The following is an 11874-nucleotide window of genomic DNA, read 5'->3' as shown; positions in this document are numbered from 1 at the left end:
ATGTTCGAGACAGTGCTTGTGGCCAACCGGGGCGAGATCGCCGTCCGCGTCATCCGCACGCTGCGGTCGATGGGCGTGCGCTCGGTGGCCGTGTACTCCGACGCGGACGCCGACGCCCGGCACGTGCGGGAGGCCGACACGGCGGTGCGGATCGGGCCGGCGCCCGCGGCGGAGAGCTACCTGTCGGTGGAGCGGCTCCTCGACGCCGCCGCCCGCACCGGCGCGCAGGCGGTGCACCCGGGGTACGGCTTCCTCGCCGAGAACGCCGGGTTCGCGCGGGCGTGCGCCGAGGCGGGGCTGGTGTTCATCGGGCCGCCGGCGGACGCGATCGCCCTGATGGGCGACAAGATCCGGGCGAAGGAGACGGTGCGGGCGGCCGGAGTGCCGGTGGTGCCCGGCTCCAGCGGCAGCGGTCTGACGGACGGGCAGCTCGTCGAGGCGGCGCGCGGCATCGGCATGCCGGTGCTGCTGAAGCCGTCCGCGGGCGGCGGCGGCAAGGGCATGCGCCTGGTGCGGGACGCGGAGCGGCTGGCCGACGAGATCGCCGCCGCGCGGCGCGAGGCCCGCGCCTCCTTCGGCGACGACACGCTGCTGGTGGAGCGGTGGGTCGACCGGCCCCGGCACATCGAGATCCAGGTCCTGGCGGACGGCCACGGCAGCGTGGTGCACCTGGGCGAGCGCGAGTGCTCGCTGCAGCGCCGGCACCAGAAGATCATCGAGGAGGCGCCCAGCGTGCTCCTCGACGAGGAGACCCGGGCGGCGATGGGCGAGGCGGCGGTGCAGGCGGCCCGCTCCTGCGGCTACCGGGGGGCGGGCACGGTGGAGTTCATCGTGCCGGGCACGGACCCGTCGTCGTACTACTTCATGGAGATGAACACCCGGCTCCAGGTGGAGCACCCGGTGACCGAGCTGGTCACGGGCCTCGACCTGGTGGAGTGGCAGCTGCGGGTGGCGGCGGGCGAACCGCTGGCGTTCGGGCAGGACGACGTCACGCTCACCGGGCACGCGGTGGAGGCGCGGCTGTGCGCGGAGGACCCGGCGCGCGGCTTCCTCCCCTCCGGCGGCACGGTGCTCAGGCTGCGCGAGCCGCAGGGCGACGGCGTGCGCACCGACTCCGGGCTGAGCGAGGGCACCGAGGTCGGCAGCCTCTACGACCCGATGCTGTCCAAGGTCATCGCGTACGGCCCCGACCGGGCGAGCGCGCTGCGCAGGCTGCGGGCGGCGCTGGGGCGGACGGTGACGCTGGGCGTGCAGACCAACGCCGGGTTCCTGCGGCGGCTGCTGGCGCATCCGGCGGTGGTGGCGGGCGAGCTGGACACGGGGCTGGTCGAGCGCGAGGTGGACGCCCTGGTGCCGGACGAGGTGCCGGCCGAGGCGTACGCGGCGGCGGCGCTGCTGCGTCAGGCCCGCCTCGCGCCGGTGCGCGACGCCGCCGGCTGGGCGGACCCGTTCGCCGCCGCGGACGGCTGGCGCATGGGCGGCGAGCGGGTCTGGACGGCGCACCACCTGCGGGTGCCCGGCCACGACCCGGTCACCGTGCGGGTGCGCAGCACCCCGGACGGCGGGACGGAGGTGCTGCCGCCGGGGGCGGACACACCGCTGCGGGGGTCCGCGGTCCCGGACGGCGAGGACCGCTTCACCGTCTCGCTCGACGGTGTCGCCCACACCTTCGCCGCCCTGCCGGACGGCACCTGGCTCGGCCGGGACGGCGACGCCTGGCAGGTGCGCGACCACGACCCGGTGGCCGCGTCCCTCACCCGGGCCGGCCAGGGCGGCGCCGACTCGCTGACCGCGCCGATGCCCGGCACGGTGACGGTGGTGAAGGTGGCCGTCGGCGACGAGGTGAGCGCCGGGCAGAGCCTGCTGGTGGTGGAGGCGATGAAGATGGAGCACGTCATCTCCGCCCCGCACGCCGGCACGGTCACCGAACTGGACGTGGCCCCGGGCACGACGGTCGCCATGGACCAGGTGCTCGCGGTGATCGCGCCCGTGGAGGAGGAGACGGCATGAACGCCACGGAGCTGGGCCTGCCCATGACCGTAGCGGCCCAGGGCCTGCCGGCGCGGGTGCGCATCCACGAGGTGGGCGCGCGCGACGGGCTGCAGAACGAGAAGGCGACCGTGGCGACGGCCGTCAAGGCGGAGTTCGTCCGCCGTCTGGCCGGCACCGGCCTGTCCACGATCGAGGCGACGAGCTTCGTCCACCCCAAGTGGGTGCCCCAGCTGGCGGACGCCGAGGACCTGTACGCGGCGGTGGCGGACCTGCCGGTGTCCCTGCCGGTGCTGGTGCCGAACGAGCGCGGTCTGGACCGTGCGCTGGCGCTCGGCGCCCGGCGGGTCGCGGTGTTCGCCAGTGCCACGGAGTCGTTCGCCAGGGCCAACCTCAACCGCACGGTGGACGAGTCGCTGGCGATGTTCGAGCCGGTGGTGCGGCGGGCCAAGGCGGAGGGCGTCCACGTCCGCGGCTATCTGTCGATGTGCTTCGGCGATCCGTGGGAGGGCGCGGTGCCCGTCCCGCAGGTGGTGCGGGTGTGCCGGGCGCTGCTCGACATGGGCTGCGACGAGCTGAGCCTGGGCGACACCATCGGTGTGGCGACGCCCGGTCATGTGACGGCGCTGCTCGGCGCGCTCGACGGGGCGGACGTCCCCGTGGCCGCGCTGGGCGTGCACTTCCACGACACCTACGGGCAGGCCCTGTCCAACACGCTGGCCGCGCTCCAGCGGGGCGTGACCACCGTCGACGCCTCGGCCGGCGGACTGGGCGGCTGCCCGTACGCGAAGTCCGCCACCGGAAACCTCGCCACCGAAGACCTCGTGTGGATGCTGCGCGGACTCGGCATCGACACCGGGGTCGATCTCGACCGTCTGGTCGCCACAAGCGTCTGGATGGCCGCCCACCTGGGCCGACCCAGCCCGTCCCGCACCGTCCGAGCCCTCTCCCACCAGGAGCAGTGAACGACATGGACCACAAGCTCTCCCCCGAACTGGAAGAACTCCGCCGCACCGTGGAGGAGTTCGCGCACGACGTGGTGGCGCCGAAGATCGGCGACTTCTACGAGCGGCACGAGTTCCCGTACGAGATCGTGCGGGAAATGGGCCGCATGGGGCTGTTCGGGCTGCCGTTCCCGGAGGAGTACGGCGGCATGGGCGGCGACTACTTCGCGCTGGGGGTGGCCCTGGAGGAACTGGCCCGGGTGGACTCGTCGGTGGCGATCACGCTGGAGGCCGGTGTCTCGCTCGGCGCGATGCCGCTGCACCTGTTCGGCACCGAGGAGCAGAAGCGGGAGTGGCTGCCCCGGCTGTGCTCGGGCGAGATGCTGGGCGCGTTCGGCCTGACGGAGCCGGACGGCGGCAGTGACGCGGGCGCGACCCGTACGACGGCCCGGCTGGACGAGGCGACCGGCGAGTGGGTGATCAACGGCACGAAGTGCTTCATCACCAACTCGGGCACCGACATCACGGGGCTGGTGACGGTCACGGCGGTCACCGGCCGCAAGCCGGACGGCAGGCCGCTGATCTCGGCGATCATCGTGCCGTCGGGCACGCCGGGCTTCACGGTGGCGGCGCCGTACTCGAAGGTCGGCTGGAACGCCTCGGACACGCGGGAGCTGTCGTTCCAGGACGTGCGGGTGCCGGCGGCGAACCTGCTGGGCGAGGAGGGCCGCGGGTACGCGCAGTTCCTGCGGATCCTGGACGAGGGCCGGATCGCCATCGCGGCGCTGGCCACCGGTCTGGCGCAGGGCTGCGTGGACGAGTCGGTCAAGTACGCCAGGGAGCGGCACGCGTTCGGCCGTCCGATCGGCGCCAACCAGGCCATCCAGTTCAAGATCGCCGACATGGAGATGAAGGCGCACACGGCCCGGCTCGCCTGGCGTGACGCGGCGAGCCGTCTGGTGGCCGGCGAACCCTTCAAGAAGGAGGCGGCGCTGGCGAAGCTGTACTCGTCCACGGTGGCCGTGGACAACGCGCGCGACGCCACGCAGGTCCACGGCGGCTACGGCTTCATGAACGAGTATCCGGTCGCCCGCATGTGGCGCGACTCGAAGATCCTGGAGATCGGCGAGGGCACGAGCGAGGTCCAGCGGATGCTGATCGCGCGGGAGTTGGGGCTGGCGGGCTGAGCCCCGGGGTCCGGTCCGCGTCCGTCGGGGCGCGGGCCGGCCGTCGCGCGGCTGGTTCCCTCAGCCCTCGACCAGGACCAACAGCGCCGTCAGCGCCGGCAGCGGTGTCAGGACCAACGCCGATCCGACGGCCCAGTGGCGGCACCGTGACACGCCCGTGCCGCGCCGGGTCCGGATGTTGGCGGGGATCCACAGGCCGAGGAGGACCGCCCACGGCGGGGCCAGGAGCATCAGCCAGGAGAGCAGGTCGTCGTCCACGTCCCCGCCGGTAGTGAGACCCGGGGCCGTCAGCGGGCGGCTCATCACGAAGAGCGCCGTCAGCCACAGCGGCACGATGGCGAAGACCCCGAGGGTCAGGTTGACGGCCACGGTGGGGCCCCATCGTCGGACCGGACCCATGACCGCCCCCTTGGGTAACTGGAATCACGGTACAGGGCACGCATGTCGCCGCTCCGCGAGGGGATGGATACCGAACACCCCCTGGACAGATCATGAGGTTAGGCTAACCTAAGCCTGATTCCAGCCAAGGCCCGCTCCGTACGCACGAAAGCAGACCCTCCCATGTCGCACTCCACCACCGCCCGCTTCTCCCGCCGGGGACTGCTCGCCGCCGGCGGCGCCCTCGGACTCGGCGCCGTGCTCACCGCCTGCGGCAACGACGACGCGAGCGGCGGCGGTTCGGACGCGGCGGGGGACGGCGCGGCCGCGTCCGGCCCGTGGTCCTTCAAGGACGACCGCGGCACCACCGTGAAGCTCGACAAGGTGCCGACGCGGATCGTCGCGTTCACCGGTGTCGCCGCCGCGCTGCACGACTACGGCATCGAGGTGGAGGGCGTCTTCGGGCCCACCAGGACCACGGACGGCAAGGCCGACGTCCAGGCCGGCGACATGGACGTCAGCAAGCTGACGATCTTCGGCAACAAGTTCGACAGCTTCAACGTCGAGCAGTACGCGGCCTTCCAGCCCGAGGTGCTCATCAGCACGACGTTCGACGACGCCGGGACGCTCTGGTACGTCCCGGAGGCCTCCAAGGACAAGATCGCCAAGCTCGCTCCGAGCGTGGCCGTCTCCGTCTACGACCGTCAGATGCCGGAGCCGCTGCGGCGCATGGCCGAACTCGCCGAGTCGCTGGGCGCGGACATGAAGGCGGCGAAGGTCGTCGAGGCGAAGAAGAGGTTCGAGGCCGCCGCCGAGCGGCTGCGCAAGGCCGCCAAGGCCCGGCCGGAGATCAAGGTGCTGGCGGGCTCCGCCGCCCCGGACGTCTTCTACGTCTCCGGCTCGAACTACTCCGTCGACCTGGAGTACTTCAAGGCCCTCGGGGTGAACCTCGTCGAGCCCCCCGAGTCGGCCAAGAAGGCCACCGGCGGCTGGTTCGAGACCCTGAGCTGGGAGAACGTCGACAAGTACCCGGCCGACGTCATCATCATGGACGACCGCGCCTCGACCATCCAGCCCGCCGACGTCACCGAGGCGACCTGGAAGAAGCTCCCCGCGGTCAAGGCCGGCCAGGTCATCTCCCGCTCCCCCGAGCCGATCCTGTCCTACGACAAGTGCACCCCGCTGCTCGACAACCTCGCCGAGGCCATCGAGAAGGCCAAGAAGGTCAGCTGACCGCCACCCCCGCGCTCCGGAGCCCCGCCGTGACCACCGCCGTAGCCGCCCCGTTCCGCTTCTTCTCCCTCCGGGTCGCAGGGACGAGGCGGCTCGGCCCGTCCCTCGTCCGGGTCACCTTCACGGGACCCGAACTCCGGGAGTTCCGCTCCGGGGGGCTGGACCAGTCCCTGACGCTGTTCCTGCCGCAGCCGGGCCGGAGCGAGCCGGTCGTGCCGGTGCACCTCGGGGACTCCTGGTGGCAGGGCTGGCGCGAACTGCCCGACGACGTACGGGCGGTGATGCGCTCGTACACGCTGCGGAGCCTGCGCGCGGACGCCGAGGGGCGCACCACGGAGATCGACATCGATTTCGTGCTGCACGGCATCGGCCCCGGCACCTCCCTGGAGGCCGGCCCGGCCTCACGCTGGGCGGCGCGGGCCGCCACCGGTGACCGGGTGCTGCTGCTCGGGCCCGCGGTCGCCGACAACCGCGCGATCCGCTTCCGTCCGCCCGAGGACGCCGATCCCGTCCTGATCTGGGCCGACGAGACCGCCCTGCCCGCCACCGAGGCCGTGCTGGAGGCCCTGCCGGCCGGCACCCGCGCCCGGGTCTGGCTGGAGGTGCCGCACGCCGGGGACGTCCACGACCTGACCACGGCGGCCGACGCCGAGATCACCTGGTTCGTCCGGAACGGCTCCGACCAGGGCTCCCCCATGGCCCTGGACACCGTCCGCGCCGCCGAACTCCCCACCGACGGACGCCCGTACGTCTGGATCGCCGGCGAGTCCGGCTGTGTGAAGCGGCTGCGGCGGCACTTCGTGGGCGAGCGCGGCATCGACCGCCGGCGCGTGACGTTCGTGGGCTACTGGCGCCACGGGATGACCGAGGAGCAGCTGCGCGAACAGGCGTGAGACCGACCGCGGTTCACCCCGTCCCCCCTGACCCCGGAGTGATCACCGTCACGAAGGGGGCAGGACCCGAGCCACGTTACTTAGGTTAGGCTAACCTAAGTAACGCACGGCGGGTCCGCTCCCCGCCCCGCACCGGACCGTCCCCACCGGAGGACCCCCCATGCGCTCGCACCTGCTCAACGACACCACCGCGGAGCGGTACCGCCGCTCGGTGACCGAAGGAGTCGAGCGGGTGGCCGCCAAACTCGCCACCACCGACCGGCCGTTCACCGGCGTCACGGTCGACTCCCTCACTCCCCTGATCGACGCGATCGACCTCGACCGGCCGCTCGGCGACACCACCGCCGCCCTGGACGAGCTGGAGGAGGTCTACCTCCGCGACGCGGTCTACTTCCACCACCCCCGCTACCTCGCCCACCTCAACTGCCCCGTCGTCATCCCGGCGGTGCTCGGCGAGGCGGTGCTCTCCGCCGTCAACTCCTCCCTGGACACCTGGGACCAGTCGGCCGGCGGCACCCTCATCGAGCGGAAACTGATCGACTGGACGACGGCCCGCATCGGCCTCGGCCCGGCCGCCGACGGCGTGTTCACCTCCGGCGGGACCCAGTCCAACCTCCAGGCGCTGCTGCTCGCCCGTGAGGAGGCCAAGAGCGAGGACCTGGCGCAACTGCGCGTCTTCGCCTCCGAGGTGAGCCACTTCAGCGTGAAGAAGTCCGCGAAACTGCTCGGCCTCGGACCGGACGCCGTGGTGGCGATCCCCGTCGACCACGACAAGCGGCTGCAGACCGTCGCCCTCGCCCGCGAGCTGGAGCGCTGCGCCGAGGCGGGCCTGGTCCCCATGGCCGTCGTCGCCACCGCCGGCACCACCGACTTCGGCTCCATCGACCCGCTGCCCGAGATCGCCGAGCTGTGCGAGCGGTTCGGCGCGTGGATGCACGTGGACGCCGCCTACGGCTGCGGACTGCTCGCCTCGCTGAAGTACCGGGACCGCGTCGACGGCATCGAGCGCGCCGACTCCGTCACCGTCGACTACCACAAGTCCTTCTTCCAGCCGGTCAGTTCCTCGGCCGTGCTGGTCCGCGACGCGGCCACGCTGCGGCACGCCACCTACCACGCGGAGTACCTCAACCCGCGCCGGATGGTGCAGGAGCGCATCCCCAACCAGGTCGACAAGTCCCTGCAGACCACCCGCCGTTTCGACGCGCTCAAGCTGTGGATGACGCTGCGCGTGATGGGCGCCGACGGCATCGGGCAGCTCTTCGACGAGGTCTGCGAGCTGGCCGCCGAGGGCTGGAAGCTGCTGGCCGCCGACCCCCGCTACGACGTGGTGGTCGAGCCGTCCCTGTCCACCCTGGTCTTCCGCTACATCCCGGCGTCCGTGACCGACCCCGCCGAGATCGACCGGGCCAACCTCTACGCCCGCAAGGCCCTGTTCGCCTCCGGTGACGCGGTCGTCGCGGGCACCAAGGTCGGCGGACGCCACTACCTGAAGTTCACCCTGCTGAACCCCGAGACCACGACGGCCGACATCGCCGCCGTCCTCGACCTGATCGCCGGCCACGCCGAGCAGTACCTGGGAGAGTCCCTTGACCGCGCTTGCTGACACCACGGAAGAGACCTACGACTTCGTGGGCATCGGGCTCGGCCCGTTCAACCTCGGCCTCGCCTGTCTCACCGAGCCCATCGACGAGCTGAACGGCGTCTTCCTGGAGTCCAAACCGCACTTCGAGTGGCACGCCGGGATGTTCCTCGACGGCGCCCACCTCCAGACGCCGTTCATGTCGGACCTGGTCACCCTCGCCGACCCGACGTCGCCGTACTCCTTCCTCAACTACCTCAAGCAGAAGGGCCGGCTGTACTCGTTCTACATCCGCGAGAACTTCTACCCGCTGCGCGTCGAGTACGACGACTACTGCCGCTGGGCCGCCGAGCAGCTGACCAGCATCCGCTTCGGCACGACGGTCACCGGGGTGACGTACGACGAGGGCGACGGGCTGTACGTCGTGGCGACGGCGGCCGGTGGCACGTACCGGGCCCGGCACCTGGTGCTCGGCACCGGCACCGTGCCGTTCGTGCCCGAGCCGTGCCGCGGCCTGGACGGCGGCCTCTTCCACAACGCGCAGTACACGCACCGCAAGGCGGAGCTGCTGGAGAAGGAGTCGATCACGATCGTCGGCAGCGGGCAGAGCGCCGCCGAGATCTACTACGAACTGCTCTCCGAGATCGACGTCCACGGCTACCGGCTCAACTGGGTCACCCGCTCCCCGCGGTTCTTCCCGCTGGAGTACACCAAGCTGACCCTGGAGATGACGTCCCCGGACTACATCGACTACTTCCGCGCGCTGCCCGAGGAGACCCGCTACCGGCTGGAGAAGCAGCAGAAGGGCCTGTTCAAGGGCATCAACTCGGAGCTGATCGACGCGATCTTCGACCTGCTGTACCAGAAGAACGTGACGAGCGGCGACCGCCCGGTGCCGACCCGGCTGCTCACCAACTCCTCGCTGACCGGCGCACGGTACGAGGACGGCGGCTACACGCTCGCCTTCCACCAGGACGAGCAGGACAAGGACTTCGAGATCCGCACCGAGGGCCTGGTGCTGGCCACCGGCTACCACTACGAGCCTCCGGCCTTCCTGGACCCGGTCCGCGACCGGCTCCGCTTCGACGGCCACGGCCGCTTCGACATCGGCCGCAACTACGCCATCGACGTCACCGGCCGCGGAATCTTCCTGCAGAACGCCGGCGTCCACACGCACAGCATCACCAGCCCCGACCTGGGCATGGGGCCGTACCGGAACGCGTCCATCATCCGCGAGCTGCTCGGCACCGAGTACTACCCGGTCGAGAAGGCCATCGCGTTCCAGGAGTTCGCCGTATGAGCATCGGCACCTTCACCGTACGCCCGCTCGACCCGCTCAGGGACGCCGAGCTGCTGCACCGCTGGGTCACCGACCCCAAGGCGGCGTTCTGGATGATGCAGGACGCGGGACTGCGGGACGTCGAGCGCGAGTACCTGCGCATCGCCGCCCATGAGCACCACCACGCCTACCTGGGCCTGCACGACGGCGAACCGGCGTTCCTGATGGAGAAGTACGACCCCCGGTACGTCGAGCTGGTCGGCCTGTACGACCCCGAGCCCGGCGACGTCGGCATGCACTTCCTGGTCGCCCCCACCGACCGGCCGGTCCACGGTTTCACCCGGGCCGTCATCACCGCCGTGATGGAGGAGCTGTTCGCCGACCCGCGCACCCGGCGGGTCGTGGTCGAGCCGGACGTGACCAACAAGGCCGTGCACGCGCTCAACGAGGCCGTCGGCTTCGAGGCGGTGCGCGAGATCGACAAGCCGGAGAAGCGCGCGCTGCTCAGTTTCTGCACCCGCGCACAGTTCCTGGCCGCACGAGGAGTTGCCGTATGACCCTGTCCGACGCCGTGGCGCACCTCTCCCCCCACCGCTGGGCGCGGGCCAACCGCCTGCTGATCCGCAAGGCACTCGCCGAGTTCGCCCACGAGCGGCTCATCGCGCCGGAGGCCACCGGTGACGGCGGGTACGTCGTCACCAGCGACGACGGCCTGACCCGGTACGCCTTCACGGCGACCCGCCGGGCGCTCGACCACTGGCAGGTCGACGCCGACTCGATCACCCGCCACCGCGACGACGCCGAACTGCCGCTCGCGGCGCTGGACTTCTTCATCGAGTTCCAGAAGTCGCTGGGGCTGAGCGAGGAGATCCTGCCGGTGTACCTGGAGGAGATCTCCTCCACCCTCTCCGGCACGTGCTACAAGCTGACCAAGCCGCAGGTCCCGGTGGCGGAGCTGGCCGACGCCGGCTTCCAGGCGATCGAGACGGGGATGACCGAGGGCCACCCCTGCTTCGTCGCCAACAACGGCCGGCTGGGCTTCGGCGTCCACGAGTACCTGGCCTACGCGCCGGAGACGGCGAACCCGGTGAAGCTGGTGTGGCTGGCCGCGCACCGCTCACGGGCCGCGTTCACCGCGGGCGCGGGCATCGAGTACGAGTCGTTCCTGCGGGACGAGCTGGGCGCGGAGACCGTCGAACGGTTCCACGGCGTGCTGCGCGAGCAGGACCTCGACCCCGCCGACTACCTGTTCATCCCCGTCCACCCCTGGCAGTGGTGGAACAAGCTGTCCGTCACCTTCGCCGCCGAGGTGGCCCGCCGGCACCTGGTCTGCCTCGGCGAGGGCGACGACGAGTACCTGGCGCAGCAGTCCATCCGCACCTTCTTCAACCGGTCGCACCCGGAGAAGCACTACGTGAAGACGGCCCTGTCCGTCCTCAACATGGGCTTCATGCGGGGCCTGTCGGCCGCCTACATGGAGGCCACCCCGGCGATCAACGACTGGCTGGCGCGGCTCATCGCCGGCGACCCGGTGCTGCGCTCCACGGGACTGTCGGTCATCCGGGAGCGGGCGGCGGTCGGCTACCGGCACCTGGAGTACGAGCGGGCGACGGACCGCTACTCGCCGTACCGCAAGATGCTGGCGGCGCTGTGGCGGGAGAGCCCGGTCCCGTCGCTCGGGGACGGCGAAACGCTCGCCACCATGGCGTCGCTGGTCCACGTCGACCACGAGGGCAGGTCGTTCGCGGGCGCGCTGATCGAGCGTTCGGGACTCGGCCCGGCCGAGTGGCTGCGGCACTACCTGCGCGCCTACTACGTCCCGCTGCTGCACAGCTTCTACGCCTACGACCTGGTGTACATGCCGCACGGGGAGAACGTGATCCTCGTGCTGGAGGACGGCGTGGTGCGGCGGGCGGTCTACAAGGACATCGCCGAGGAGATCGCGGTGATGGACCCGGACGCGGTGCTGCCGCCGGAGGTGGCCCGCATCCGCGTGGAGGTCCCGGAGGACAAGAAGCTGCTGTCGATCTTCACGGACGTCTTCGACTGCTTCTTCCGCTTCCTCGCCGCCGACCTGGCCGGGGAGGGGATCCTCGACGAGGACGGCTTCTGGCGCACGGTCGCGGAGGTCACCCGCGAGTACCAGGCGTCGGTGCCCGAACTCGCCGACAAGTTCGAGCGGTACGACATCTTCGCGCCGGAGTTCGCGCTGTCCTGCCTCAACCGGCTCCAGCTGCGCGACAACCGGCAGATGGTCGACCTCGCCGACCCGTCCGGCGCGCTCCAGCTGGTCGGCACCCTCAAGAACCCCCTCGCGGAGTTCTGACCCACCGACGGACGGGCGTCCCGGAGTACGGTCCTCCGGGACGCCCGTCAGCAGTGCGCACACCTA

10 protein-coding genes are annotated in these 11874 nt (G+C 71.4%); 9 read left to right on the top strand and 1 reads right to left on the bottom strand.

Going from position 1 to position 11874, the window contains the following annotated elements; all coding sequences use genetic code 11:
* Genes FHX78_RS21820 through FHX78_RS21810 form a run of 3 tightly spaced genes read left to right on the top strand, consistent with a single transcriptional unit; the run spans window position 1 to window position 4120 of the window.
* On the top strand, window positions 1–2010 hold the full coding sequence (locus FHX78_RS21820) for an acetyl-CoA carboxylase biotin carboxylase subunit (RefSeq protein ID WP_145869110.1): 2010 nt from the start codon (window positions 1–3) through the stop codon (window positions 2008–2010).
* Window positions 2007–2954 carry a hydroxymethylglutaryl-CoA lyase gene (locus FHX78_RS21815; RefSeq protein WP_145869109.1) on the top strand — a complete coding sequence of 316 codons (948 nt, stop codon included), beginning with the start codon at window positions 2007–2009 and terminating at the stop codon, window positions 2952–2954. The genes FHX78_RS21820 and FHX78_RS21815 overlap by 4 nt, the downstream gene beginning before the upstream one ends.
* 5 nt (window positions 2955–2959) lie before the next feature.
* Entirely contained in the window at window positions 2960–4120 is a 1161-nt protein-coding gene (locus FHX78_RS21810; RefSeq protein ID WP_145869108.1) for an acyl-CoA dehydrogenase family protein, read from the top strand.
* 60 nt (window positions 4121–4180) lie between these two features.
* Here the strand turns inward: FHX78_RS21810 and FHX78_RS21805 are convergent, their stop codons facing one another.
* Window positions 4181–4489 carry a hypothetical protein gene (locus FHX78_RS21805; protein WP_167531817.1) on the bottom strand — a complete coding sequence of 103 codons (309 nt, stop codon included), beginning with the start codon at window positions 4487–4489 and terminating at the stop codon, window positions 4181–4183.
* 192 nt (window positions 4490–4681) lie between these two features.
* Here FHX78_RS21805 and FHX78_RS21800 point away from each other — a divergent pair, with 192 nt between their 5' ends.
* From FHX78_RS21800 to FHX78_RS21775, 6 genes are all read left to right on the top strand, one after another.
* Window positions 4682–5731 carry an ABC transporter substrate-binding protein gene (locus tag FHX78_RS21800; protein ID WP_145869106.1) on the top strand — a complete coding sequence of 350 codons (1050 nt, stop codon included), beginning with the start codon at window positions 4682–4684 and terminating at the stop codon, window positions 5729–5731.
* Window positions 5732–5760: 29 nt separating this feature from the next.
* Window positions 5761–6624, top strand: a complete 864-nt coding sequence (locus tag FHX78_RS21795; protein WP_145869105.1) for a siderophore-interacting protein — start codon at window positions 5761–5763, stop codon at window positions 6622–6624.
* A 160-nt stretch (window positions 6625–6784) separates the two neighbouring features.
* Window positions 6785–8227: a lysine decarboxylase DesA gene (gene desA, locus FHX78_RS21790; protein WP_145869104.1), complete on the top strand. Its 1443-nt coding sequence runs from the start codon at window positions 6785–6787 to the stop codon at window positions 8225–8227.
* Window positions 8211–9503 carry a lysine N(6)-hydroxylase/L-ornithine N(5)-oxygenase family protein gene (locus tag FHX78_RS21785; protein WP_145869103.1) on the top strand — a complete coding sequence of 431 codons (1293 nt, stop codon included), beginning with the start codon at window positions 8211–8213 and terminating at the stop codon, window positions 9501–9503. The genes desA and FHX78_RS21785 overlap by 17 nt, the downstream gene beginning before the upstream one ends.
* Window positions 9500–10039, top strand: coding sequence for a GNAT family N-acetyltransferase (locus FHX78_RS21780; protein WP_145869102.1), 540 nt, complete (start codon window positions 9500–9502; stop codon window positions 10037–10039). The genes FHX78_RS21785 and FHX78_RS21780 overlap by 4 nt, the downstream gene beginning before the upstream one ends.
* Window positions 10036–11808 carry an IucA/IucC family protein gene (locus FHX78_RS21775; protein WP_145869101.1) on the top strand — a complete coding sequence of 591 codons (1773 nt, stop codon included), beginning with the start codon at window positions 10036–10038 and terminating at the stop codon, window positions 11806–11808. Before FHX78_RS21780 ends, FHX78_RS21775 begins: the two co-directional genes overlap by 4 nt.
* The last annotated feature ends 66 nt before the right edge of the window (window positions 11809–11874 follow it).

Source organism: Streptomyces capillispiralis (genome assembly GCF_007829875.1).
Taxonomy (GTDB): domain Bacteria; phylum Actinomycetota; class Actinomycetes; order Streptomycetales; family Streptomycetaceae; genus Streptomyces; species Streptomyces capillispiralis.
This window is presented reverse-complemented; position numbering and strand designations above follow the sequence as displayed.